Annotated in this window: 29 protein-coding genes and 1 pseudogene; 28 read left to right on the plus strand and 2 right to left on the minus strand. The window is 47.0% G+C overall.

The features are described from left to right. Both B2751_RS12075 and B2751_RS12080 read left to right on the plus strand, forming a co-directional pair. A pseudogene (locus B2751_RS12075) lies at positions 1–181 on the plus strand (glutamate dehydrogenase); the annotation flags it as partial. 131 nt (positions 182–312) lie between these two features. After that, positions 313–1,302 carry a YpdA family putative bacillithiol disulfide reductase gene (locus tag B2751_RS12080; protein ID WP_290774969.1) on the plus strand — a complete coding sequence of 330 codons (990 nt, stop codon included), beginning with the start codon at positions 313–315 and terminating at the stop codon, positions 1,300–1,302. Between the two features lie 50 nt (positions 1,303–1,352). Here B2751_RS12080 and B2751_RS12085 read toward each other — a convergent pair whose 3' ends face one another. Beyond that, on the minus strand, positions 1,353–2,321 hold the full coding sequence (locus tag B2751_RS12085; protein ID WP_056062186.1) for an asparaginase: 969 nt from the start codon (positions 2,319–2,321) through the stop codon (positions 1,353–1,355). Positions 2,322–2,488: 167 nt separating this feature from the next. Here B2751_RS12085 and prsW point away from each other — a divergent pair, with 167 nt between their 5' ends. The 26 genes from prsW (at position 2,489) to B2751_RS12215 (ending at position 23,571) form a co-directional block, all read left to right on the plus strand. Continuing rightward, positions 2,489–3,166 (plus strand): glutamic-type intramembrane protease PrsW, encoded by a 678-nt coding sequence (prsW, locus tag B2751_RS12090; protein WP_035407140.1) that lies wholly within the window; start codon positions 2,489–2,491, stop codon positions 3,164–3,166. A gap of 19 nt (positions 3,167–3,185) precedes the next feature. Continuing rightward, entirely contained in the window at positions 3,186–3,842 is a 657-nt protein-coding gene (locus B2751_RS12095) for a flagellar brake protein (protein WP_035407143.1), read from the plus strand. A 76-nt stretch (positions 3,843–3,918) separates the two neighbouring features. Next, complete coding sequence (gene cmk, locus B2751_RS12100) at positions 3,919–4,593, plus strand: (d)CMP kinase (protein ID WP_290774971.1); 675 nt, start codon at positions 3,919–3,921, stop codon at positions 4,591–4,593. Then, entirely contained in the window at positions 4,590–5,189 is a 600-nt protein-coding gene (locus tag B2751_RS12105) for a lysophospholipid acyltransferase family protein (protein WP_290774973.1), read from the plus strand. The genes cmk and B2751_RS12105 overlap by 4 nt, the downstream gene beginning before the upstream one ends. 102 nt (positions 5,190–5,291) lie before the next feature. After that, positions 5,292–6,425: a 30S ribosomal protein S1 gene (gene rpsA / locus B2751_RS12110; RefSeq protein ID WP_290774975.1), complete on the plus strand. Its 1,134-nt coding sequence runs from the start codon at positions 5,292–5,294 to the stop codon at positions 6,423–6,425. 123 nt (positions 6,426–6,548) lie between these two features. Continuing rightward, a complete protein-coding gene (der, locus tag B2751_RS12115; RefSeq protein WP_290774977.1) occupies positions 6,549–7,874 on the plus strand; it encodes a ribosome biogenesis GTPase Der in 1,326 nt (441 codons plus the stop codon). Between the two features lie 14 nt (positions 7,875–7,888). Further along, positions 7,889–8,914 (plus strand): NAD(P)H-dependent glycerol-3-phosphate dehydrogenase, encoded by a 1,026-nt coding sequence (locus tag B2751_RS12120; RefSeq protein ID WP_035407152.1) that lies wholly within the window; start codon positions 7,889–7,891, stop codon positions 8,912–8,914. A gap of 18 nt (positions 8,915–8,932) precedes the next feature. Further along, positions 8,933–9,130 carry a DUF2768 domain-containing protein gene (locus B2751_RS12125; protein WP_231496841.1) on the plus strand — a complete coding sequence of 66 codons (198 nt, stop codon included), beginning with the start codon at positions 8,933–8,935 and terminating at the stop codon, positions 9,128–9,130. Beyond that, positions 9,127–9,861: a hypothetical protein gene (locus tag B2751_RS12130; protein ID WP_035407154.1), complete on the plus strand. Its 735-nt coding sequence runs from the start codon at positions 9,127–9,129 to the stop codon at positions 9,859–9,861. The genes B2751_RS12125 and B2751_RS12130 overlap by 4 nt, the downstream gene beginning before the upstream one ends. Before the next feature lie 85 nt (positions 9,862–9,946). Beyond that, entirely contained in the window at positions 9,947–10,219 is a 273-nt protein-coding gene (locus B2751_RS12135) for an HU family DNA-binding protein (RefSeq protein WP_012370671.1), read from the plus strand. Between the two features lie 140 nt (positions 10,220–10,359). Further along, a complete protein-coding gene (locus B2751_RS12140; protein ID WP_035407157.1) occupies positions 10,360–10,938 on the plus strand; it encodes a heptaprenyl diphosphate synthase component 1 in 579 nt (192 codons plus the stop codon). Between the two features lie 22 nt (positions 10,939–10,960). Then, on the plus strand, positions 10,961–11,668 hold the full coding sequence (locus B2751_RS12145) for a demethylmenaquinone methyltransferase (RefSeq protein WP_035407160.1): 708 nt from the start codon (positions 10,961–10,963) through the stop codon (positions 11,666–11,668). A gap of 1 nt (position 11,669) precedes the next feature. Continuing rightward, positions 11,670–12,632 (plus strand): polyprenyl synthetase family protein, encoded by a 963-nt coding sequence (locus tag B2751_RS12150; RefSeq protein WP_035407163.1) that lies wholly within the window; start codon positions 11,670–11,672, stop codon positions 12,630–12,632. 93 nt (positions 12,633–12,725) lie between these two features. Next, a complete protein-coding gene (gene ndk, locus B2751_RS12155) occupies positions 12,726–13,142 on the plus strand; it encodes a nucleoside-diphosphate kinase (protein ID WP_035407166.1) in 417 nt (138 codons plus the stop codon). 192 nt (positions 13,143–13,334) lie between these two features. After that, entirely contained in the window at positions 13,335–14,111 is a 777-nt protein-coding gene (locus B2751_RS12160; protein ID WP_290774980.1) for a CheR family methyltransferase, read from the plus strand. A 19-nt stretch (positions 14,112–14,130) separates the two neighbouring features. Then, positions 14,131–15,285 carry a chorismate synthase gene (gene aroC, locus B2751_RS12165; protein WP_035407171.1) on the plus strand — a complete coding sequence of 385 codons (1,155 nt, stop codon included), beginning with the start codon at positions 14,131–14,133 and terminating at the stop codon, positions 15,283–15,285. Next, entirely contained in the window at positions 15,282–16,343 is a 1,062-nt protein-coding gene (aroB, locus tag B2751_RS12170) for a 3-dehydroquinate synthase (protein ID WP_290774982.1), read from the plus strand. Before aroC ends, aroB begins: the two co-directional genes overlap by 4 nt. Further along, on the plus strand, positions 16,334–17,590 hold the full coding sequence (gene aroA / locus B2751_RS12175) for a 3-phosphoshikimate 1-carboxyvinyltransferase (RefSeq protein WP_290774984.1): 1,257 nt from the start codon (positions 16,334–16,336) through the stop codon (positions 17,588–17,590). The genes aroB and aroA overlap by 10 nt, the downstream gene beginning before the upstream one ends. Before the next feature lie 11 nt (positions 17,591–17,601). Continuing rightward, a complete protein-coding gene (locus B2751_RS12180) occupies positions 17,602–18,888 on the plus strand; it encodes a tetratricopeptide repeat protein (protein WP_231496842.1) in 1,287 nt (428 codons plus the stop codon). 28 nt (positions 18,889–18,916) lie between these two features. Continuing rightward, positions 18,917–19,447 (plus strand): ReoY family proteolytic degradation factor, encoded by a 531-nt coding sequence (locus tag B2751_RS12185; protein ID WP_035407179.1) that lies wholly within the window; start codon positions 18,917–18,919, stop codon positions 19,445–19,447. Positions 19,448–19,630: 183 nt separating this feature from the next. Then, positions 19,631–20,071 carry a DUF2487 family protein gene (locus B2751_RS12190; protein ID WP_035407181.1) on the plus strand — a complete coding sequence of 147 codons (441 nt, stop codon included), beginning with the start codon at positions 19,631–19,633 and terminating at the stop codon, positions 20,069–20,071. Positions 20,072–20,175: 104 nt separating this feature from the next. After that, on the plus strand, positions 20,176–20,682 hold the full coding sequence (locus tag B2751_RS12195) for a ubiquinol-cytochrome c reductase iron-sulfur subunit (protein WP_035396830.1): 507 nt from the start codon (positions 20,176–20,178) through the stop codon (positions 20,680–20,682). 3 nt (positions 20,683–20,685) lie between these two features. Further along, entirely contained in the window at positions 20,686–21,357 is a 672-nt protein-coding gene (gene qcrB / locus B2751_RS12200) for a menaquinol-cytochrome c reductase cytochrome b subunit (RefSeq protein ID WP_012370658.1), read from the plus strand. A 40-nt stretch (positions 21,358–21,397) separates the two neighbouring features. Next, on the plus strand, positions 21,398–22,189 hold the full coding sequence (locus tag B2751_RS12205) for a menaquinol-cytochrome c reductase cytochrome b/c subunit (protein ID WP_035407183.1): 792 nt from the start codon (positions 21,398–21,400) through the stop codon (positions 22,187–22,189). Positions 22,190–22,243: 54 nt separating this feature from the next. Beyond that, complete coding sequence (locus tag B2751_RS12210; protein ID WP_290774986.1) at positions 22,244–22,846, plus strand: DUF1405 domain-containing protein; 603 nt, start codon at positions 22,244–22,246, stop codon at positions 22,844–22,846. A gap of 44 nt (positions 22,847–22,890) precedes the next feature. Further along, positions 22,891–23,571 carry a zinc metallopeptidase gene (locus tag B2751_RS12215; protein ID WP_035407205.1) on the plus strand — a complete coding sequence of 227 codons (681 nt, stop codon included), beginning with the start codon at positions 22,891–22,893 and terminating at the stop codon, positions 23,569–23,571. A 41-nt stretch (positions 23,572–23,612) separates the two neighbouring features. Here B2751_RS12215 and B2751_RS12220 read toward each other — a convergent pair whose 3' ends face one another. After that, the gene (locus B2751_RS12220) at positions 23,613–24,500 is read right to left on the minus strand and encodes a YitT family protein (RefSeq protein ID WP_035407218.1); all 888 of its coding nucleotides are present in this window, start codon (positions 24,498–24,500) and stop codon (positions 23,613–23,615) included. Between the last annotated feature and the right edge of the window lie 167 nt (positions 24,501–24,667).

Genomic DNA, 24,667 nt, shown 5'->3' on the forward strand with positions numbered 1-24,667 from the left:
TAATCAGGGGTATTACTGGACGGAAGAGGAAGTCCACGAGAAACTCGAAAAGGTCCTCGTGAACTCATTCAACCAAGTCTATCAGACAGCACAGACGCGAAATGTCGATATGCGTCTCGCCGCTTATATGGTAGGTGTGCGGAAAATGGCAGAAGCATCCCGTTTCCGTGGTTGGGTCTAATTAAACGTTAAAAATACGTAACACCCGTTCCTCTAGATGAGGAGCGGGTGTTTTCCTATTGCAATTTCTTTCGTCTCTTGATGAGATTTGCTAAGATATAAAAAAAAGCAACCGGAAGAGGAGATATTCGAATGTTAGATTGTATCGTAATCGGTGCAGGACCATGTGGTTTATCGGCAGCGATCGAAATGCAAGATCGAGGACTAGACGTCGAAGTGCTCGAAAAAGGAAATATCGTTGAAGCGATCTATCGTTATCCGACGCATCAAACGTTCTTTTCAAGTAGTGAAAAATTAGAAATCGGTGGCGTGCCGTTCATCAATAAGGAATTAAAACCACGTCGTCTCGATGCACTCGTCTATTATCGAGAAGTCGTCAAACGAAAGCAGTTGACGATTCGTCCCTTTGAGACAGTCGAGCACATTGAACGTCAGGCGGATCGCTTCATCATCCATTCAGAACGCTCTGGAGTGAAGAAACAGCGAGAAGCACGATCTGTTGTGCTTGCGACAGGTTATTATGGGTTACCGAACCGAATGGACGTCCCAGGAGAAACGTTACCCCACGTATCGCACTATTTTACGGAAGGGCATCCATACTTTGATCAGGATGTCGTCGTCATCGGTGGGAAGAATTCAAGTGTTGATGCAGCGATCGAGCTTGAAAAAGCAGGAGCACGCGTAACTGTACTTTATCGTGGACCCGAGTATAGTCCATCGATCAAACCATGGGTCTTGCCGAACTTCGAATCACTCGTTCGTTCGGAAAAGGTCAAGATGGTGTTTGACGCGATGATCGAGGAAATCACGGACCAAGAAGTCGTTTACCGAGTGAAGGGAGACAAGCGGACTGTCCGAGCAGATTTCGTATTTGCGATGACGGGTTATACACCAGACGTCGGCTTGTTCGCTGATGCTGGTATCGCGATCGATCGCAAGACAGGTGTTCCGAGTCATGATGAAGAGACGATGGAGTCGAATGTTCCTGGGATTTATATTGCCGGCGTCGTTGCAGCAGGATACGATGCCAATAAGATATTCATTGAAAACGGACGTTTTCATGGCGCGAACATCGCGAATCATCTCGTCGAACGATTACGTGGTCTATCAATTCACGTCTAAAAAACCTCTTGATTCGGAATGATGAGTTCCGAGTCAAGAGGTTTTTTCATTTATTCGACCCTGAATGACTCTTCGAGTTCTGATTGGGTCGCATTGATTTCGAGTTCAATCATTAATTTAAGTCGTGCTTTTTGTGAGTTCAGTCCATTTGAGAAAATGACACCGATCTCTTTTAACTGTTGACCGCCACCTGTATATCCATAAACATCTTGCACGATTCCATTGAAGCATCGACTAACGATGACGATCGGCATGACTGCGATCAATTCGGCAATGGCATCGACGATACTCGGAGGGACGTTTCCTTGACCGAGAACTTCAAGTACGAGTCCATCGTAACCGAGTTGTTTCACGGCTAGTAATAAATCTGGTTCCATTCCGGCATATACTTTCAAAACAGCAACACGTTTAGAGAGCGAGGTTACCATATGTGTTTGCTTCAGAAGTGGCGTGTTGAATAGGTAAACGTGATCTTTCGTCACCATGCCAAGATTTCCGAAGTGAACCGATTTAAACGTATCGACGGATGACGTATGCGTTTTCGTGACGTTGAATGCCGAATGAATCTCACCATTAAAGACGACGAGAACACCTTTTTCACGCGCTGCTTCACTGACTGCGACACGGAGTGCCGTGATCAAATTAAACTCGCCATCCGATCCGACTTCGTTGGATGAACGCATGGCTCCAGTCAAAACAATCGGAACAGGTGCACCAATTGTCAAATGCAAGAAATAAGCGGTCTCTTCAAGTGTATCCGTCCCATGGGTGATGACGACTCCATCGTAGTGTTCCTTAGCAAGTTCACTTTCGATGAAGTGTGCCAAACGTAGCATGATGTCGGGCGTCATATGTGGAGAAGGTAAATTTGAAAAATGACGCGTTGTGATGTTTGCGATATCCGTCGCTCGAGGTAGTGAAGCATCCAGTGGATTGATGTCATTCGGTAAGACGTGACCAGAGTGATCTTGCGCCATCGCAATCGTTCCACCCGTATGAATTAATAATAATGATTTCATTCTAAATGGTCTGTGTCAAAAGACAAAAGACCTTCACCTACTTTCTATAGCATATTCAATTAGTTCTTCCATATTGTAACCTTTTTCCCTCCCGAAACAACGAGGACGTTTTCTTTTTTCCAAGAAACCTTTATTCTTATGGAGAGGAAGAAAGGGGGAGAGGAAGCGTGATTCAAATCGTTTTCTCCGGAGTTGCCCCAGGCATCGCACTCCTAACTTATTTTTATCTACGTCACGAACATGAATCAGAGCCCGTTGGATATATCCTTCGAAGCTTCATTTTTGGAATTTTACTCGTTTTTCCCTTGATGTTCATCGACTACATCGTTCAAACGGAGTTTGGTGGGCGTGAAGAGGTGCAATTGGTTCGAACAGCAGTCACAGAAGAGTTTGCAAAATGGTTCGTCGTCTTTTATACCGTGTATATTCATCAACGGTTTAATGATTATTATGATGGGATCATCTATGCCGTAGCGTGCTCGCTTGGATTTGCTACCCTTGAGAACATCTTATATCTGATGGTGAATGGAACGGTCGAACACATGCTATTCCGAGCTTTACTACCGGTATCCGGTCATGCTTTGTTTGCTGTCATCATGGGTTTCTTCATGGGAATGGCGAAATTCTCGCCTCACCCGTATCGGTGGTTGTCCTTATCGATAACGATTCCGGTATTTGCACATATCTTATTTAATTTGTTAATATTGGAAAATGGTGGTATATCTGTTTTGCCAATCGTCTTCATGATCATTTTATGGACGATCGGATTATTTCAAGTACGAGGTGCCAACCGTTTGAATCGTCGATTCAAACGAAAAAAACAACATTCAGATGGCATCGAATAGAAAGTAGGAGCGAAGTAGGATGATGGAAATCGGGGATTTAGTAATGCTTTCGAATAGTGAGGATCGACAAGGACGGTCAAAAGTAACAGCCGTAACGAATCGATTGATTTGGATCGAGGCGCCAAGTGAGGTCGCGACATTGAAAACGTTCATCTTGTCAGATCACGAAGAAGTTTCTTTTTACTTTTTTAAAGAAAAGGGTAAATTATTTGGATTTGATACGGTCGTCGTGGAACGACAAAATGATCCACTTCGTGGTCAGCGGTACGCCTTAAAGCGACCGAGTGATGATCAAATCGAGCGCATCCAACGACGTCAATTCGTTCGAGTACCACAAATGCTCGACGTCGCCGTTCATCCGCATAAAACGCAATTTGATCCGTTTACGACGGTGACGCTTGACTTATCGGCTGGTGGCATGATGATTTTGTCGGATCAGTTACCGATTCAAAAAGAGGAAGAGGTGGAGATGACATTCATTCTACCTACTGGTGACGGTATTTCGAGTACTTTAGATGTTATTGCTGAGCTCGTCCGTATCGATCGACGGGAAGAACGGTATGAACTCGCATTCCAATTTACAATGATTCCTGACAGAAGTCGTGAGCTAGTATTGCGTCACTGTTATCAAATGCAAATGAAAAGTTCAAGAAGGGGCATGAATCCATTCACCTGACCGCATTTTTTTGCTATGATAACGTTCGGAAGAATGAATCCCCATCAAATATGGGGAAGATGGAAGGATTGGATGGATGATGAAGAAGATTCAAATTGCATTAGATGGACCAGCAGGTGCTGGGAAAAGTACGATCGCAAAACAACTGGCGGCACGCCTTGACTATGTATATATCGATACAGGGGCGATGTATCGTGCCGTTACGCTCGCAGCACTCGAACAATCGCTTGATCTGAACAACGGAGAAGTGCTTGGCGAATTGATGAAATCGCTTGATATTCGTTTAACACCAGGCGAAAACGGGCAACGTGTCTTTATTGGTGATCGCGAAGTGACGGATGCGATCCGTTCCATCGAAATCACGAATAATGTATCGTTCGTCGCTCGTCAAAAAGAAGTTCGAGCAGCACTCGTCACGGCGCAACGAAAATTAGCAGATCAGGGTGGCATCGTCATGGACGGTCGTGACATCGGTACAGTCGTATTACCTGATGCTGAATTAAAAGTTTTCTTGACGGCAACTGTGGAAGAGCGTGCAGCTAGAAGGCACCGGGAAAACATCGCGCGTGGGATGGATAGCGATATCACAGTTCTTCAAGAAGAAATCGCGCTGCGGGACAAACGGGACAGTGAACGTGAAGTCTCTCCTCTACGCCAAGCAGACGACGCATTATATCTAGATACGACAGAGATGACGATTGATCAAGTCGTTGTTCACCTTATGGAACTAGCGGAAGGTGTTCTAAAATGAAACGTAAAGATACCGTTTATCGGATTGCGCGGTTTGTCGTCTGGGTCATAGCCAAAACAGTCTTCCGATTGAAGGTGACGGGGCAAGAGAATATTCCGAAAGACGGTTCCTTACTCATCTGTGCCAACCACAGTTCAAATTGGGATCCCGTCTTCCTCGTCAGTGCGATTCCACCGAAACGTTCGGTTCGTTATATGGCGAAGGAGGAGTTGTTTAAAGTCCCTGCCTTAAAGCAGCTGATGATTGCGGCAGGAACCTATCCTGTCGGTCGTGGTCAAGGGGACCGTCAAGCCTTGAAACGGACGATCGAGCTGTTAAATACGGATGAGACTGTTGGCATTTTCCCAGAAGGAACGCGTTCTGCTCCAGGAGAATTCACATCAGCACAACCCGGTGTAGGGTTCTTCGCCTTACGATCGAATGCTCAGATTTTACCGATTGCCATCATTGGATCGTATCGCCCTTTCAAACGAATGCGCGTCGCGATCGGAAAACCGGTCGATATTTCGGATTTACGTGATCAACGTGGTGCTGCGAAAGCGATTTCTGATCGAATCATGGACGAAATCAAATCCGTCTACTACAATCACGCTTAATACCTTGACAAATAGTCAGAATTGTAAGAAGTTAGAAGCAGGATAAACGCATTGACACGTGTCAGGCGTTTCTTGTACTCATCGTGAGGAGGTTGTTTTGGAATGGTCGAAGAAATGAAAGATATGCCTGATTTTGAAATTCATCGGGACCAGGTAGTTACCGGAATGGTCGTGAAAATTGAAGACAAGCAAGCACTCATTGATATCGGATATAAAACAGAAGCCATCTTACCGATCAGCGAAGTATCGAGTCTTCATCTCGATGATATTCGTGGTGTGTTGAACGTCGGAGATGAACTACAAGTGAAGGTCAAGAAAATCACGGATGAAGAGGTCGTCGTCTCAAAACGAGAAATTGATGCACTTAAAGCGTGGGAGCAAGTTGAAGAGAAGTATAAATCAGGTGAGATCTTTGAAGTTGTCGTGAAAGACATCGTTAAAGGTGGTCTCGTCGTTGATATCGGTGTCCGTGGATTCATCCCAGCGTCGCTTGTCGAGCGGCATTACGTCGAGGACTTCTCGGATTACATCGGTCGTTCGATTGACGTCAAGGTCGTTGAACTCGATCAAGAGAAGAACCGTGTCATTCTCTCGCACAAAGCCGTCGTTGAAGGTGAATTGAACGCGAAGAAAAAAGAGACACTCGAAAATCTAGAAGTGGGGCAAGTTCTAGAAGGAACAGTCCAACGATTGACAGATTTCGGTGCTTTCGTTGATATCGGTGGCGTCGATGGTCTCGTTCATATCTCGGAAATGGCACACCATCGTGTCGAACGTCCTTCGGACATCGTCACGGAAGGTCAGAAAGTCGAAGTCAAAGTACTTGGCGTCGACCGTGATACAGAAAAGGTTAAGTTGTCGATCAAGGAAACACAACCGGGTCCATGGCAACAGATGGAAGGGAAAATCGAAGCTGGGGATATTGTCAAAGGACGTGTACGTCGTCTTGTCCAGTTCGGTGCCTTCATTGAGCTTGCACCGCAGGTAGAAGGGCTTTTGCATATTTCACAAATCGCGAACCGTCATATCGGATCGCCTTCAGAAGTACTTGAAGAAGGACAAGAAATTGAAGCGAAGGTACTCGAAGTGCGTCTTGATGAGCACAAGATCTCGCTCTCGACACGTGTTCTCGAAGAGGAAGAAGGGGCTTCTGAGGACTATTCGGATTACTCGAATCAATCAGAAGGATTTTCTGTCGCTGACTTGACAGAAGACGATTCAGAGACGAAAGAATAAAGGATGACACAAAGCGGACACAAGCGTGTCCGCTTTTTATATGCGGTTTGTTATGGTATATGAGAGTTTGATTTGATACAATAGAACGGCTATGAAGCGAGAGAAGAGAAAGAAGGTGTTGGGATGGCAATTCCAGTCGTGGCGATCGTAGGTCGCCCAAATATCGGAAAGTCGACGATTTTTAACCGGGTGATTGGAGATCGGGTTTCAATCGTAGAAGACAAGCCAGGCGTTACCCGCGACCGTATTTACGGAACTGGAGAATGGCTGAATCGTCATTTTCATTTGATTGATACAGGTGGAATCGAAGTTGGGGATGAGCCCCTACTTCAAATGATGCGTCATCAGGCGGAGCTCGCCATTGATGAAGCGGACGTCATCATTTTCATGGTGAACGGACGCGAAGGAATCACAGCAGCGGATGAGGAAGTCGCGAACATGTTGTTCCGTTCGAACAAACCAGTCGTCGTAGCTGTCAATAAAGTGGATAATTTTGAGATGCGTGATTTAATGTATGAATTCTACTCTCTTGGATTCGGAGACTTATTCCCGATTTCTGGTACACATGGTCTTGGACTTGGTGATTTACTCGACCGTGTCCTTGAATTAGCACCAGATAAAGAAGAGTTGGAATATGACGAAAGTACGATTAAGTTTGCCTTGATTGGTCGTCCNNTCATCGGTCGTCCGAACGTCGGGAAATCAAGTATGACGAACTCGATTCTTGGTGAAGAGCGTGTCATCGTCTCGAATATCGCTGGTACAACACGTGATGCAATCGATACACCATTTACGCGGGATGAACAAGAATACGTCATCATCGATACGGCAGGGATGCGAAAACGCGGGAAAGTCTATGAATCGACAGAACGCTTTAGTGTCATGCGTGCTCAAAAAGCAATCGAACGAGCAGATGTCGTCTGTGTTGTTCTTGATGGTGAAGAAGGTATCATCGAACAAGATAAAAAAGTAGCAGGATATGCCCATGAAGCAGGTCGCGCGGTCATCATTGTCGTCAATAAATGGGATGCTGTTGAAAAAGATGATAAGACGATGAAAAAGATGCAAGAAGAGATTCGGGAAGAATTCCGTTTCCTTGACTATGCACCAATCGTCTTCGTCTCAGCAAAAACAAAACGTCGTTTACAAACGTTATTACCAGTCATTCAGCAAGCAGCGCACAGTCATGCGCAACGGATTCAGACAAGTGTCTTGAACGATGTCATCGTCGATGCTGTCGCTATGAACCCTGCGCCGACAGATAAAGGAGTTCGTTTACGGATTAACTATGCGACTCAGGTCGCGTCGCGTCCGCCAACGTTCGTCTTGTTCGTCAATGATCCAGAATTGCTTCACTTCTCTTATAAACGATATCTCGAGAACCGGATTCGGGAGGCATTTGATTTCACAGGTACACCAATCCGGATTTTAGCTCGTCAAAAACAATAATGAGGTGATTCAGTATGACCAAAATCGCTGTCATCGGAGCAGGAAGCTGGGGAACAGCGCTCTCGCTCGTCTTAGCCGATAATGATCAGGAAGTCATTCTTTACGGTCGTGAACAAACAAATGTCGACCGTATCAATGAGCATCATGAAAATGCGCAATTCTTGCCGGGCGTCGTGTTGCCACAATCATTGAAGGCGACGACGGATCTCAAAGTGGCGGTCGAAGGCGCAACACATATTTTGATCGTGACACCGTCATCTGCGATTCGTGCGGTTTCTCGTCAATTAAATGAACTATTGACAGAACCAGTCGTCCTGATTCATGCATCAAAAGGAATCGAACCGAAGACACATCTTCGATTGTCTGAGTTGATCGAAGCAGAGGTCGACCCGGCGAAACGTAAAGCGGTTTGTGTCTTGACAGGTCCTTCACATGCTGAAGAGGTTGCGTTACGTAAACCGACGACGGTGACCGTTGCATCGGATGATTTAGAAGAGGCTGGTCGTGTGCAGGAATTGTTTACAAATGAAAACTTCCGTGTCTACCTCAATGCGGACATCATCGGGGCAGAACTCGGTGGAGCACTGAAGAATATCATTGCACTTGCTGCGGGTATGACAGATGGTCTCGGTTACGGGGACAATGCCAAGGCAGCCTTGATTACACGTGGAATGGTCGAGATGGCTCGTCTTGGAACGATGCTTGGGGCAAACCCAATGACGTTCACCGGCTTGACAGGAATGGGTGACTTAATCGTCACTTGTACTTCTGTCCATAGCCGAAATTGGCGTGCGGGAAATGCCATCGGTCGAGGAGAAAAACTAGAGACAGTGCTTGAAAACATGGGAATGGTCGTAGAAGGTGTTCGTGCGACACAAGCTGCATATGATCTAGCAGAGTCGAAACAATGTGAACTCCCAATTACTTCTGCTTTATACCATGTTCTCTTTGACGGTCATACACCGGAAGAAGAAGTCAAAAAGTTGATGCAACGACCACAAAAAAATGAGATCGAGCATCTCTTCACGACGAAAGATTAACGGAGTGGGGTGGAAACCTTGAGTCCAGGATTATTAAAAATGTGGATTTCGTTCGCTGGCATCGGACTCTTTGCGATCAGTGTCTTGCTGGTCACGGTCAGTCGGACGAAGTTGAAAGGGATTTGGCAGATTCTCGTGTCAACCTTGGCATTCGTTTGTTTCATCGTTGCGTCGATCATCATGGTATTTATCGTCATGGCGGGACCGAGCGCATGAAAAAGTGGTTCGTACTACTCATGCTCATTCCGGTGACGTTATTATCAGGTTGTCTCTTTCCGGACAGCCAGAAACCGTCGAACCGCGTGCCGTATCCGCAACAATTACGTACCGTTCAGGATGCCGTCGATGCATACCAGAAAGACACAGGTGTTTTGCCGATCAAAACGATGGAGGCAGATACGCCACTCATGGAACGTTATCAAATCGAACTGGGCCGTCTGATACCTCGTTATATGAGTGATCCACCAACGAACAGTTTCGAAGGCGGGGGAACATTCATCTATTTGTTGGTCGACGTTGAGACGAAGCCGACTGTCAAATTGATGGATTTGCTTGTCGCGGAAGAACTACAGAAGCTTCAAGTCCGAATTGATGCGTATCGCAAGAAGAATGATAAGTACCCATTTAAAGGCTCCATCGGAAAAAATCAGTTTACCCTTGACTATAAAAAGTTATTCATCAAAAAAGAACCGACTGTCCCAAGTCCGTACTCAGATGAAAAGCTATCGATCTATGTCGATGGTCAAGGTCGTCTTTTCATCAACTATTTGCCAGAGTTGAAGAAAGCTGTACAAACTGCGAAGAAAAAGCCGAAAGTCGGTCAGGATATTCGGTATTTGCTTTATGAAGATCAACCATTTGTTCCTGCCTATTCTCAAAGCTACACGATAAACGAAAAAGGCGAACCTGTGTTTTCAGAGAAATCGAGCGAAGAATCTGAAAATTGAACGTTATTTACACGAAAATGTTGTAATAGCAACGTTTATAGGGTATGATTACCCTCGAAGAAGTGATTGGGAGGGGGTGAAAGTAATGAACAAAACTGAACTCATTCAAGCAGTCGTCGAAAAATCAGGTCTTACAAAAAAAGACGTGACGAAAGTTGTTGAATCAACATTCGAATCGATCACTGAGACACTTCAGTCTGGAGAGAAAGTCCAATTGATTGGATTTGGTAACTTCGAAGTCCGTGAGCGTGCAGCCCGTAAAGGTCGCAACCCACGTACGAAAGAAGATATCGAGATTCCAGCAAGCAAAGTACCTGCCTTCAAACCAGGTAAAGCATTGAAAGATGCTGTGAAGTAATCCGGCTACATAGTCGCCCGAGATTTTCTCGGGCGGCTTTTTTGTGGACATTCAGAAGCGTGAAAGCCCGCCGATTATGGTATATTAAAAAAGAAGAACGTCCATCAACGAGATGGCACTGGAGATCGGGGGGTAAAAGCATGGAACAACATGAGCTGCGCGTGGATGAAATCATCACTGCACTCACCACTAAACAAACGACACGATTGGCTCGACATGTGGATTTCCCTTCCATCGATCGTGAACAGATCCGTTGGTTGATTGATGTCGCTCAACATGACAAGCTAGATTCAGAAGCACTCGTCAAAGCGATTCATTTCGCACAAGTCGCTTTACGTCTGCATGAACGCGTCAGTAAAACATTACGCGGTTCGAAGGAAAGACAGCTTCTTGTATTAGCTGGAGATCTTTTCTCGAGCTACTTCTTCGAACAATTAGCGGGTTTGCCGAAAGAGGTTCTTGTCTCACTCGGACGGACCATTCAACGTGTCAATGAAGCGAAGTGTGCCTTACACGAAATGAACTATGAATCAACGGAAGAACGGGTTCTCTTATGGTTAACAGCAGAGTTCGGATTAATGCAAGGACTCGCGGCAATCACCAAACGAGAATGGCTGACACGACAAGGACGGCAGATCATTCAACAACAGGCAGAGCAGCTAGATCTGGTCGCACAGAAATTACTGTTATCGCATCTCGAACAGATGGCGGTAGCATGAGATCTTGGAAAGGGTGAGCAGTGTGCAGACAAAAGATAAAGAAAAAAAAGTGTATGAAGTGTTCCAATCGATATCAACGAACTATGATCAAATGAATTCAGTCATCAGCTTCCGACTGCATAAATTGTGGAGACGCGAAACGATGCGCCGGATGCAAGTCTTCCCAGGTGCTAAATGTCTTGATCTTTGTTGTGGAACGGCAGACTGGACGATTCAACTGGCAAAAGCAGCCGGTCCGACTGGTGTCATCAAGGGACTTGATTTTTCAGAGAACATGTTAAAAGTCGGCGTGGAGAAAGTAGAAGCGCTCGATATGAAAAACATCGAATTGATTCACGGAAATGCGATGGATTTACCGTTTGGTGACAACTCATTTGATTTCGTGACAATTGGTTTCGGTTTACGGAACGTTCCTGATTACCTTCAGGTCATTAAAGAGATGCATCGCGTCTTAAAACCAGGTGGAACGGTCGTCTGTCTGGAAACGAGTCAACCGACGGCACCGATTTTCCGAGAAGCATATTCGCTATACTTTGGAAAAATCATGCCACAAGTAGGTCGTTTGCTTGCTAAATCGTATGATCAATACAACTGGTTACAAGAATCAACGGAAGTGTTCCTCGACCGTGTCGAACTGAAACAACTCTTCGAACAGGCAGGCTTCATGCAAGTGGAAGTCAAAGCATTCGCGGGTGGGGCTGCTGCGATGCACCTTGGGAAGAAGTGGTGAGATGTCACTGCATTCCATCTACCGTGATGTCACGAAGGAAGTTAATTTAGTCGATCGTTTTCTGATCAGTCATATCGCTTCGGAGGAACCAACGATTGATGCAGCAGGAAAACAACTGTTGAAAGCTGGTGGAAAACGGATTCGACCAGCGTTCGTATTGTTAGCCTCTAAATTCGGTGAGGCAGATCGAGATGAACTGATCCGTGTAGCAGCAAGTCTTGAGCTCGTCCATATGGCATCGCTTGTACACGATGATGTCATTGATGACGCTGAACTACGACGAGGAAAACCGACCGTTATGCAATACTTCGATGAAGAAGTGGCGCTTTATTCAGGCAATTATTTGTTTGGGGAAGCGATTCGGTTGATTGGAGAAGTCGGAAAACCAGAGCTGGTCCAAGTCATGGTCCATACGATGCGTGAAATTTGCGAGGGTGAGATTGAACAGATCTATGATCAATATGATTGGGAACAGTCGATTAAACGTTATATCAAACGAATTGAACGAAAAACAGCCATTCTCATTGAAGCAAGTTGCCATCTAGGTGCAATCGTTGCGAATTGTTCAGCGGCCGATACGAAAGCGTTACGACTGTTTGGACGAGATATCGGACTCGCTTTTCAGATTGCTGATGATTTGCTTGACTTCACAGCGAATCGAACGCAACTTGGTAAGCCAGTGGCAGAGGATCTACGTCATGGACATAAGACGTTACCCGTCTTTTATGGAGCGGAAGATGCTGCCTTTTACGAAAGTCTTTCGAAAATCGAGACGATGCCTACCCATGAAGAAGTTGCACCATTGCTAGCATTTCTTCAAACTTCAGGTGCCCTCGAACGAACACAACGAACGGTCGATCTTTACATTCGTCGTGCCATCAACCGGCTCGAACCCTTACCTAAATCTTCCGCTAAACGATCGCTCGAAGAAGTGGCGCGCTACGTTGGTAAACGAAAAGGATAAAGATTGTCAAAAATTTCTTGCTGTTCTTCTAAAAAGCCAGTAAACTGACTATGTAAGCGCTTTTCTAAAAGCATTTCATAGGGGGAACTAGAGATGGAACAGACATTTTTAATGGTCAAACCGGATGGCGTAGAACGTGGGTTGATTGGGGAAATCATCGGACGGATCGAACGCAAAGGATTCATCATTCGTGAAATGAAAATGATGAACGTCACAGAAGAACTCGCAAAAGCACACTACGAGGAACATGCGGAGAAACCATTCTTTGGAGAGTTGGTCACTTTCCTGACGTCAGGTCCTGTCGTCGCTTTGCGTGTTGAAGGGGCAGACGTCGTTGCCGTTTCTCGTTTGATGATCGGAAAAACAAAACCACTTGAAGCAGCACCTGGAACGATCCGTGGTGATTTTGCGAACACGATGAGTGAGAACGTCATTCATGGTTCAGACAGTATCGAAAGTGCGGAGCGTGAGCTTGGTCTTTGGTTTCAAGGACAGCCAGTTAATGTCTAATACATGAATAGTAGGACAAGCGGGGAGGGATTCGATTCGATCGAATCCCTTTTGTCGTATTCTTGTAAAACGGACTGACCGGATTGGTTAATTGCTTTTTGGAATGCCTATAGCTTTATGCTACTATAGAAAATAAGTTGAACCGGTCAAAGAAATGACCATTTGATATCGAGAGTGAGCGAGGTGTGCCAATTGGAAGATTATGAACTTTTCATACAACGATTCAAGACCAAATCAGGGATTGATCTCGGTCAGTATAAAGAAGCACAGATGAAACGACGGTTGACGGCGTTACGTGACAAAAAAGGGTACAGTACGTTTGCGTCCTATATGCAGGCAATGGACAAAAGTACCTCGTTATACGAAGAATTTCTAGATCGGATGACGATTAATGTCAGTGAATTCTTCCGTAATCCGATACGTTGGCAACAATTGGAGCAAGACATCTTACCGGTCTTGGAATCACGTGCACATGGACGAATTCGAACGTGGAGTGCTGCCTGTTCGACGGGAGAGGAACCGTATTCCCTAGCGATGATCTTAAGTGAACGACTCGATTCGTCGGCTTTTACGATTCAAGCAACGGATTTGGATGAGCTTGTCCTTGAAAAAGCGAAGCTTGGTCGATACGGAGCTTCCGCATTGAATGAGGTCGTAGAAGCGCGGAAAAAGCAATATTTCATCGAGCAGGAGCAGACATTCGAAGTTGTTCCAGAAATCAAACGACTTGTTCGTTTCAGTAAACATAATTTGTTAGGCGACCGGTACGATACCGGTTTTGATTTAATCATCTGCCGTAATGTACTGATTTATTTTACGGAAGAAGCGAAAGCACATGTCTATCGTTCGTTCGTCGAGGCATTAAAACCAGGCGGTATTCTGTTCGTTGGAGGAACGGAACAAATTTTCCAACCAGAACGATTTGGATTAAAGATGAAACAAAGCTTCTTTTACGAAAAAATCGGTTGAACAGGAAGGGATGAAGCGAATGCGTTACATGACAGCAGGAGAATCGCACGGAAAAGGATTGACTGTCATCATTGACGGGATGCCGGCAGGACTCACGATTGATTTCGAAGCCATTCAGCGTGAAATGACGCGTCGTCAAGGGGGATATGGACGAGGTCGACGGATGCAAATCGAACAAGATCAGATTGATGCACGTGGTGGGATTCGCCACGGATACACGACGGGATCACCGATCAGTTTGTTCATCGAGAATAAGGATCATACGCACTGGACACAAGTCATGCAGGCGGAACCGCTCGAAGAAGAGTTGGAACGCCCACGGACATTAACGCGTCCACGTCCCGGACATGCGGATCTCGTCGGAGGATTGAAGTACGGTCATCGCGATTTACGCGATGTGCTGGAACGTTCTTCAGCGCGTGAGACAGCAGCACGTGTTGCCGTCGGTGCCTTCGCTAAACAATTACTGAATGAACTCGGAATTGAAGTATTCTCGCATGTACGATCGATCGGTGGGATTGATGCCCCTTGGAAAGATCCTGTAGAATATCAGGAAACCATTGATGCTTCACCTGTTCGCTGTGCCGACGAACTTGCAGGACAACGAATGATGGAGGAAATTGATGCTGCCAAAAAAGAAGGCGATACACTCGGCGGTGAGATCGAAGTCGTCGTGACGGGCATGATGCCAGGCATTGGATCCTTTACCCAAAACGATCTAAAGCTCGACAGCCGAATCGCGCAGGCTGTCATCAGCGTCAATGCGATGAAATCAGTCGGTTTTGGTGACGGGTACGAGCTCGGTCGTCGCAAAGGAAGTACCGTCCAAGATGAGATCGTCCATGATGCATCCGGATATCATCGACGGACGAATCATCTAGGTGGAATCGAAGGAGGGATGTCGACAGGGATGCCGATTCGCGTCCAGGTCGCGATGAAGCCGATTCCGACGCTCTATCGCCCCCTGCAATCAGTCGATATTGAGACGAAGGAAGCCTTCACGGCACAAATCGAGCGAAGTGATGCCTGTGCCGTTCCTGCCGCATCTGTTGTTTTAGAAGCCGTCGTTGCGTTTGAGATTGCGGTCGCTATCCTTGAAATGTTCGGAACATCAACGATTGATCGTCTTCAAGCTGCCGTTGCCGCTTATACAGAGGAGGTTCGAACGTTTTGATCGAGCTTGATATCCGGTTGAAAACGTCATATCCAGTATTTGTCGGAAATGGGGCATTAGCACGTTTATCGCATCTTTCGGCGCTGAACGAGGCGGATCGCATCTGGATCATTACGGATGAGACGGTTCGAGACTTGCACTTGCACACGTTGCAAGAGGCATTAGGGTCTATATCTCAATCAACAAGCATTCATGTCAGCACTGTGCCAACTGGGGAGCAGAGTAAATCACTTGCGGTCTACGGTTCTTTATTGGAAGAGGGAATACGTCATGGAATGACACGACATAGTATCATCCTTGCGTTTGGTGGTGGCATGATAGGTGATTTAGCGGGATTCGTTGCAGCGACTTTTTTGCGCGGCATCCCGTTCATTCAAATTCCGACGACACTCTTAGCACATGATTCGAGTGTAGGTGGAAAGGTCGGTTTGAATTTATCGCTTGGAAAAAACTTGGTCGGGGCATTTTATCAACCGAGCGGTGTCGTGTATGATTTAACGCTTCTTCAGACATTACCAGATCGGGAATGGCGGAGCGGCTTCCTTGAATTGGTCAAACATGGATTCCTCGCACGACCATCGTTTGCAGATACGTTACTCGATGTCTCGTTGGATACTATCAAAGGGCTTGATCTTGAAGACTGGCTCGCACGAGGGATTAACGTTAAACGGGATATCGTCGAACAAGATGAGACGGAGCAAGGGATGCGTGCCTTCTTGAATTATGGGCATACATTCGGGCATGCCGTTGAATATGCGAGCCTGGGTCTGTCGCATGGCGAGGCAGTAGGGATCGGACTCGTCTTCGTCAAGTTTTTGGAAGGAAATGAGGAACAGGCGGAACAACTCGGACGGTTGCTCCACCGTCTCGGAACCAGATTGCCGGACCGACAATCGTTCGAGACATATCTGGAACTGATGCGTCGCGACAAAAAGAATCAACAAACTACGATCCGATTCGTCCTTGAGAAAGAAGGACGTTTTGACTTAGAGGCAATCAGTGAAGAACGATTGCAACAAGCGTTCAATCAAACAATGAGGTGTTTAGAATGGGATTAAGAGGAACAGTACAAGTACCGGGCGATAAATCAATGACACACCGTGCTTTTCTGTTCGGTGGAATCGCTAAAGGAACGACACATGTCAGAAATGCACTCGAAGGAGCGGACTGTCTCGCTTCATTAGAAGCGATGCGAGCGCTTGGGGCACATGTCGAACGAACAGCAGGAGAAATTCGCATCACCGGTACGGAAACGTTTCAAGAAGCAACGATCGATTGCGGAAACTCGGGAACGACGATCCGTCTTTTATGTGGGATTCTAGCAGGCGGTCAAGCAACGTATGTACTTGATGGAGATGCTTCCTTGCGCAGACGTCCGATGAAACGGATCACGGAACCACTTGCCTTGTTCGGAGCGAACATAACAGGTGAGACGGCGCCGCTTCACATTGCAGGAACGCCACTTGTCGGAACGACGTATACGTTACCGGTCGCAAGCGCGCAAGTGAAAAGTGCCGTCTTACTCGCAGGTTTACAAGCGACGGGCGAGACGACGGTCATCGAGCCGATTCTATCACGGGACCATACGGAACGCATGTTGCCGCAGTTTGGCGTTGACGTATCGATCGATGACTACGAAGATGGTCGACATATTCGTGTTCAAGGTCCTGTACATTTACAAGCGACGTCACTCGACATCCCGGGGGATCCATCGTCAGCAGCGTTTTGGTGGACGGCAGCAGCGATCGGGCAGGATAGTCGGATCACGACGACGCACGTCTTGATGAATCCGACACGGATCGGTTTTTTACAGACGTTGCGCCAGATGGGGGCGAGTGTCGAAATCGATCACCGCTCAGAAGATGGTGGAGAGGAGACGGCAGATGTGACCGTCGAGACGACATCGTTGCAAGCGACCACGGTCGAAGGTGAACAAATCCCTTCCTTGATCGATGAGATCCCGTTACTTGCATTGCTTGCGACGCAAGCAGAGGGACGAACGATCATTCGCGATGCGGAAGAGCTCCGTGTCAAGGAGACGGACCGGATCGAGACGGTCGTGACGGCGTTACGGCGTCTCGGGGCGAATATCGAGGCGACGGATGACGGTATGATTATCGAAGGACCGACACCTTTGCAAGCAGCGGAAGTCGACAGTGCAGGTGATCACCGACTCGCGATGATGTTGACGATCGCGGCGACAATCAACCCGGAAATTATAGTGCATGGACGCGAAGTAGTTGAAGTCAGCTACCCAACGTTCTATGATGATTTAAAGAAACTTCAATCCGACCGATCTGAGTAAGAAATAGGCGGATGACAGAAAGTGGGGCGTTTGCCTTGAATGAACAAGTATTGAATGGCATCATCGAAGAACTAGAACACGGCCATACCTCGGAAGCCTTAGCGACACTAGAACAACTCGAAAAGACAGGGACGGATGAGGATCGCCTCGCGGTTGCCGATCTCTATATCGAACTTGGATTATCAGACCGAGCAGTTAATCTATTGGCACCGCTTTACGTCGAATACGCAGGTAACGCCGGAGTCGCCTTGTTACTGGCAGAGTGTTATATCGATTTGGACCGGGAAGAGGAAGCGATTTCTGTCCTTGAGCAGGTCGACACAACGGACATGGAATATGGTCCCCGTTCTCTCGTATTACTCGCTGACCTCTATCAGTCACAAGGTCTTGACGAAGTGGCATTAGCAAAGCTGAAGGAAGCACGTAATCTCGCTCCTGAAGAACCATTACTGGCATACGGATTAGCCGAGCTCTACATGACGCTCGGTGCGTTTGATCAAGCGGTACCACTATTCGCTGAAATCGCAGAGCGTCCAGAGTTACGTGCTGAATTGCCGCTCGATGCCCTGTACGCGGAATCACTCGCGATGACAGGACAATTTGAGGATGCGATTCCACTGTATGAACGTGCTGTCGCAGAACGTTCCGACTTGCATACGCTGTTTGGTCTTGCGATGACGGCTCACCGTGTCGGTCAACACCAAAAAGCAGTCGAGACATTTCAACAATTGATTGCGCAGGATCCGGATTATACATCAGCGTATGTACCGTACGCGGAAAGCCAAGCCGAACTTGGGCTGACGAAAGAAGCACTGAACGTCATCAAGCAAGGGATGGAGCGCGATGATTATAATGACGAGTTACGGACGATGGAAGCCTTATTCCTTCTCAAACTCGGCGATCGCGCAGGAAGTGTTCAAGCGTTACGTGAAGCACTCGCTTTAAACCCGGAATCAATCGTCGCAGCGGAACGTTTGCTTTCGTTACTGGCAGAAGACGAGGATCATGAAGCAATGATTGAGACGATCTCAGCCATTGAAGAACATGTCACGGCTCCGATTCTGACATGGTACCGGGCGCGCGCTTTATATGCGTTAGAGGAATACACGCAAGCGATGGAGAACTATGCGATAGTCGAAGGCGCATTCACGGAAGACGCGCTTTTCTTGAAAGAGTATGGTTTTGCACTCGTCGAGGAAGGACGGCGTGAAGAGGGACAACGTCTCTTACGACGCGCTGCACAGTTGACACCAGAGGATAACGAACTCGTCGACTATGTTGAACGAATGGATGGATGACTTCACGGGAGAAGGGAGTAGGATTGAGATGATAGAGAGAAAGCAGCGATTCTTACGCCGCATCTTGACCTATTACACGTTAAAGCGACGGGAAGCAAAATGGATCATCGATTACTGGTTGCGTAACGAGGCAAAACTCGAGCAGGTACACTTCGTTCAAAATGCGACTTTCGCTCCGAAAGCCATCATCATGACGACATATGGATTCGATGCGGAACCGTTTCTTTTTAAAAAAGGGGACGTCACGACGCTAGATCCAGAAAAAGCGTATCATGACATTCGTTTGACATCGGAAGATATCTACATCGAGCTAAACTTCCAAGGCATGATGATGGACGATGAATACTTGTCTTTACTGGAAGAAAATCCATTTCGTCCGGAAGTCGCTGTTGAACCGCGTTTAGCAGATGAAGCGACTCATTTCATCGCTGTCACGGTCAATCGACAAGAAGAAGAACGGTTGGTCCGATTGATCGATGAAGCACTTGATGCACGCGATCAACATCGATTCCACTCCCTTTCCGAACAGTTACGTCTCGTTCGAAATCAACTCCCTTAATCAAAGAACTCTATTGCTTATAACAGGCGATAGAGTCTTTTTCGTATGTGAAGATTTGTGCAAAATATGAAGAAAAATAGGGTGGAATTTCATAAAACGTTCACATTAAGAGAGCAGGAGGAAATGTGGATATGATACATTAAATGTGACGAATTGTAAGTAAGAAAGAAAGGGGGAAATGACTTGCGTTTCAAACCATCCGACGTACAGCGGACACGAAGCGAGCAAGCGTATATCGACACGCTAATCGTGCCTTTGCTTCCGATCGGTTTCGATGAGGCGATGCATGCTTATGCGGAATGCGCAGACATGACATTGACGGTGGCGTCCGAAGTCGAACGCCAGCTATCTGGACGGGCGTTGCTCTTACCTGCCATGACCTACATCGATGTACCGTCGATCGAACAGTTGGAAGGATGGCGTCAAGCGGCTGCTTCCGGGCAATTCCGTTTCATCACCTTCATCACCGCTGATTTAAGGTGGAAGGAGACTGCCGCAGAAGAGATTATCTACGTGCCACGTCTAGCTCTTGAGACGATGAGTCGTGACCAACAAGGTCAGATGGTCGGGAATTTTGTTGGACAAGTTCTCGAACAGTTAGGAAACCGTTGGACCGCGCTATGAAGCGGTTGACGCAATGATTTTATTAAGATACTATTACCATGTGAGAAATTTGTGTGAAGTACTGTCGTCTTGGGGCACAGCGTACATCACAAGGGGGGATCGAGATGGCTCAAAACGGGTCTAACGTAACACGTCGTCAATTCTTGACGTATACATTGACAGGCGTCGGCGGTTTCATGGCTGCGACAATGGTCATGCCGATGGTCAACTTCGCAGTTGATCCAGTCCTGAAGAAATCAGGAGCAGGCGATAAAGTAAAAGTAATGAAGTTGTCGGATATCACGACAGAACCAAAACGGGTCGACTTCAAGAAACAAACGCAAGATGCGTGGTATGAGTTCGAAGAAACGTTGTCGGCTTGGGTGTTCAAAGATGATAAGGGAGAAATTTTGGCCCTTTCACCGATTTGTAAACACTTAGGTTGCCAAGTCAGCTTCGGCGCAGATCCAACGCACCCGGAGCAATTCTATTGCCCATGTCACTTCGGACGGTATACGAAGGATGGCACGAACGTACCTGGTACGCCTCCAACGAAACCACTCGATGAGTATGAAATGCAACAGAAAGATGGTTACCTCTACCTTGGTAAACCAGTCGAAAGAGGTGCGTAAGCGATGATGCAAAAAATCTATGATTGGATTGATGAGCGCGTGGATATTACGCCGCTCTGGCGAGACATCGCCGATCATGAAGTACCGGAGCACGTCAACCCGGCACATAACTTTTCAGCTTTCGTTTATTGTTTTGGCGGATTGACGTTCTTTACGATCGTCATTCAGATTCTTTCGGGGATGTTCTTGACGATGTATTATGTACCGGACATCATCAACGCACACGCGTCCGTCTACTATCTACAAAACGAAGTCGCACACGGACAAATCGTTCGTGGTATGCACCACTGGGGTGCGTCTGTCGTTATCGTAATGTTGTTCCTACATACATTACGTGTCTTCTTCACTGGTTCATACAAAAAACCACGTGAATTGAACTGGGTCGTCGGAGTTCTCTTGTTCTTCGTCGTCTTAGCTCTCGGTCTGACAGGATACCTATTGCCTTGGGACATGAAAGCGTTGTTCGCGACAAAAGTTACGATTCAGATTGCTGAAAGTATCCCGGTCATCGGTGGTATCGCGAAGACCCTCCTTGCGGGTGGAGAAATCGTCGGCGCAAGTACAATCGCTCGATTCTTTGCGATTCACGTCTTCTTCCTTCCTGCAGCATTGTTCGTCTTGCTCGGGGCCCACTTCATGATGATTCGTAAACAAGGGATCTCTGGACCACTTTAAACCGACTATCATCTAGACAACAAAAAAGGGGGAGAACACGATGCATCGTGGTAAAGGAATGAAATTCGTCACCGATTCACGGGTGTCGATCAATAACCGGATGCCGAACAAGTCAAAAGACTATTCGGAATATCCAGGTCGAACGGAAGCGTTCTGGCCGAACTTCTTACTTCGCGAATGGATGGTTGGAGCGGTCTTCTTGATCGGCTTCATGACTCTGACAATCGTAGAAGCAGCACCACTTCAAAACATTGCCGATCCGACGAATACGTCGTACATTCCACTTCCGGACTGGTACTTCCTATTCCTCTATCAGCTCTTGAAATACCAATTCGCTGCAGGTCCATACATCTTGATGGGAACAGTCATCCTTCCAGGTCTTGCGTTCACAGCACTTCTCGTCGCGCCATGGCTCGACCAAGGTCTTGAACGCCGTCCTGCGAAACGGCCAGTCGCCGTCAGCATGATGCTCCTCGCAGTCGTCTCGATCGTCTTCTTGACATGGGAATCTGTTCAAACGACACACTGGGATACAATCCACAAGCAAGGTGAGTTGACGATGAACGAAGGACCAAAAATTGATACATCGGCAAAAGGATACGAAATTTATTCGAACCAGTCATGTGTCAACTGTCATGGTAAGAACCTCGAAGGTGGAGCAGCAGCTCCAGCGCTCGTCGGAACGAAAAAGACTGAAAAAGAGATTTATGATATCGCAGTCAAAGGTGTCGGTTCGATGCCGGCTGGTCAGTTCAAAGGCTCAGATGCCGATCATAAAGAACTTGCGAAATTCATCGCTTCATACGGTGAAGGCGGCGAAAACAATAAATAAGCCAAAAGCCGGGGGAGCAATCCTCCGGCTTTTGTCGATGATGAGGTGAAACGATTGCAAGGAATATTTACTTTACTCCGTCATAAAGCCGTGCTTTGGATCGTCGGATTGATCAACTTAGCAGGCACCTTATACGGCTACTACTGGTATGAACCACAACTCGCGACATCGAAGTGGTACTTCTATCCGTTCATTCCGGATAGCCCAACCGCATCGCTGTTCTTTACGATCATCGTTTTTCTATGGATTTTCGGACGACGTTCCCGCTTGTTTGAAGTGCTCGCATTCGTGACATTGATCAAATATGGTGTCTGGGCGGTCGTCATGAATGCCTTGATGTTGAACGAACTCGGCACATCAAACGCCTACTTAACAACGATGGCACTGATGCTGATGGTGTCGCACGGAGCGATGGCGTTTCAGGCGTTGTTATTCAGTCCTTTGATGACATTTCGCGTCAAGGAGCTTGTTCTCGTTGCGATTTGGGTCGTTCATAACGATGTCGTCGATTATGTCCTTGGGCAATGGCCCCGCTACCCGGCGCTTGCAGAGCACATCAAATGGATCGGATACGGTTCTTTCTGGTTGACTGGATTATGTCTTTTGATGGGATATCTGTTTGTCGTACGCGATTCAATTGACAATAAGGTCGCTTGAACATAAAATAGACCTATAAACAAAAAAGAAAGGAACGATGTCTCGTGGCAAACTATTTGATTTATCTCGCGATCATCATGATCGTCCCGATTTGGGCTCAGATGCGGGTGCGGAGCACCTATAAAAAATATCAAGATGTTCCGATTCAGAGTGGGGTGACAGGAGCACAGGTCGCTGACTTCATCATGAAGCAGAACGGGATTACGAACGTCCGGCTCGAGCCGATTGGTGGAACGATGTCCGATCATTATGATCCGACAAATAAAGTCGTCCGGCTTTCAGAAGACGTCTATTACGGTTCGACGGTCTCAGCCGTTTCGATTGCGGCACACGAAATTGGTCACGTCATCCAAGATGCGACGGATTATAACATGATGCGTGTCCGGCACCGCATTGCACCTGTCGCCTCAATCACGTCGAACTTATCGTTCCCTCTGTTGTTGATTGGTCTATTCGCTGGGTTCACTGGTCTTGCGATGCTAGGTGTCGTCCTGATGCTTGGAGCGGTCATCTTCCAACTCGTCACGTTACCGGTCGAGTTCGATGCTTCGAACCGAGCAATGGCGCAATTGACAGATCACGGAATCATCGACGCGGAAGAAGAACGTGGTTCACGCCGTGTCTTGAACGCAGCCGCTTGGACATACGTCGCGGCAACACTCGTTGCCGTCGCCGAGTTCCTTCGTCTCGCACTAATCGTCTTCAACCCGTCAAGTGATGACTAAAACGAAAAACACGGATCGCTCGTTTGAGCGATCCGTGTTTTTTACGTTTCTTTGATCGGAATCCGATTCTCATCGAACGTGAAACCTTCCCCCGTCACCTCATAGACATCATGCAAGGTGATGAAGGCATGCTGATCGACACTTTTAACGAGTGTCTTCAAGCGATTGATCTCGTTTCGAGCGACGACGACATATAATACTTCGAGGTCGCGTCCCGAGTATCCACCCTTCGCAATCAGACGGGTCGTACCTCGGTTCATCGTCGCATGGATGCCGTCCGCGATCTCCGTGCGGTGGTCACTGATGATCATCGCCGCTTTACCAGCGTAAGTGCCTTCTTGCATCCAATCGATGACACGGGCACCGACGTAGACGGCAAGTAACGTATACATTGCCTGCTTATAATCGAGATACGTCAAAGAAGCAACGATGACGAAGAAGTCAAAGACTAAGAACGTTCGACCGATCGACCAACCAAAGTAGCGTTTCGTCAGACGCGCGATGATATCGACACCACCCGTCGTTCCGCCATTGTTGAAGATGATTCCGAGTCCCACCCCGATGAACACACCTGCAAACAGGGCAGCAAGGACCATGTCTTCTCGTAAATCAATCACGAGTGGTGAATACTTCGCAATCACTCCGTACCAAAAGGAAAAACTGAATGTACCAATCAACGTATAGACGAACGTCGTTCGCCCTAAAATCTTATAGCTGACGAAAAAGAGAGGAACGTTCAGCACTAAGTTCGTGATCGATGGTGATAACCCGAACAGTCCTTTTAGAATCAGCGTGATTCCGGTGAAACCGCCCTCTGCCAATTCGTTTTGGACGTTAAAATGATAAATACCAAAAGCAAAGATGAATGACCCGACTAAAATCCAGAGAATGTTCTGAACCCGAATCGGAAACTGGAATGGAGGTGCCATTTCCGTGTGCTCCTTTCAAATCAAGACTCTTTCTCTAGGGTAACGGCACGGTCGGAAAAAGACTAGCTTTTCCTACGAAAATCAGTCGAAAAGTGATCAGTATGGTCATTCTGATCGATATTGCTTAGAATAGAGACGAATAGAAGTCATAAAGAGAGTGTGGTTTT

The sequence above is a fragment of the Exiguobacterium sp. UBA6282 genome, assembly GCF_002440475.1.
GTDB lineage: Bacteria > Bacillota > Bacilli > Exiguobacteriales > Exiguobacteriaceae > Exiguobacterium_A.

Bases quoted from the DNA above. Each gene is read 5' to 3' on its own strand.
- B2751_RS12150 (WP_035407163.1), top strand. From the start codon at position 11,670: ATGTCACTGCATTCCATCTACCGTGATGTCACGAAGGAAGTTAATTTA.
- aroA (WP_290774984.1), top strand. From the start codon at position 16,334: ATGGGATTAAGAGGAACAGTACAAGTACCGGGCGATAAATCAATGACA.
- B2751_RS12185 (WP_035407179.1), top strand. From the start codon at position 18,917: ATGATAGAGAGAAAGCAGCGATTCTTACGCCGCATCTTGACCTATTAC.
- B2751_RS12180 (WP_231496842.1), top strand. From the start codon at position 17,602: ATGACAGAAAGTGGGGCGTTTGCCTTGAATGAACAAGTATTGAATGGC.
- B2751_RS12130 (WP_035407154.1), top strand. From the start codon at position 9,127: ATGAAAAAGTGGTTCGTACTACTCATGCTCATTCCGGTGACGTTATTA.
- rpsA (WP_290774975.1), top strand. From the start codon at position 5,292: ATGGTCGAAGAAATGAAAGATATGCCTGATTTTGAAATTCATCGGGAC.
- B2751_RS12140 (WP_035407157.1), top strand. From the start codon at position 10,360: ATGGAACAACATGAGCTGCGCGTGGATGAAATCATCACTGCACTCACC.
- ndk (WP_035407166.1), top strand. From the start codon at position 12,726: ATGGAACAGACATTTTTAATGGTCAAACCGGATGGCGTAGAACGTGGG.
- B2751_RS12095 (WP_035407143.1), top strand. From the start codon at position 3,186: ATGATGGAAATCGGGGATTTAGTAATGCTTTCGAATAGTGAGGATCGA.
- B2751_RS12220 (WP_035407218.1), bottom strand. From the start codon at position 24,500: ATGGCACCTCCATTCCAGTTTCCGATTCGGGTTCAGAACATTCTCTGG.
- B2751_RS12105 (WP_290774973.1), top strand. From the start codon at position 4,590: ATGAAACGTAAAGATACCGTTTATCGGATTGCGCGGTTTGTCGTCTGG.
- aroC (WP_035407171.1), top strand. From the start codon at position 14,131: ATGCGTTACATGACAGCAGGAGAATCGCACGGAAAAGGATTGACTGTC.
- B2751_RS12205 (WP_035407183.1), top strand. From the start codon at position 21,398: ATGCATCGTGGTAAAGGAATGAAATTCGTCACCGATTCACGGGTGTCG.
- B2751_RS12195 (WP_035396830.1), top strand. From the start codon at position 20,176: ATGGCTCAAAACGGGTCTAACGTAACACGTCGTCAATTCTTGACGTAT.
- B2751_RS12135 (WP_012370671.1), top strand. From the start codon at position 9,947: ATGAACAAAACTGAACTCATTCAAGCAGTCGTCGAAAAATCAGGTCTT.
- cmk (WP_290774971.1), top strand. From the start codon at position 3,919: ATGATGAAGAAGATTCAAATTGCATTAGATGGACCAGCAGGTGCTGGG.
- B2751_RS12085 (WP_056062186.1), bottom strand. From the start codon at position 2,321: ATGAAATCATTATTATTAATTCATACGGGTGGAACGATTGCGATGGCG.
- B2751_RS12080 (WP_290774969.1), top strand. From the start codon at position 313: ATGTTAGATTGTATCGTAATCGGTGCAGGACCATGTGGTTTATCGGCA.
- qcrB (WP_012370658.1), top strand. From the start codon at position 20,686: ATGATGCAAAAAATCTATGATTGGATTGATGAGCGCGTGGATATTACG.
- B2751_RS12120 (WP_035407152.1), top strand. From the start codon at position 7,889: ATGACCAAAATCGCTGTCATCGGAGCAGGAAGCTGGGGAACAGCGCTC.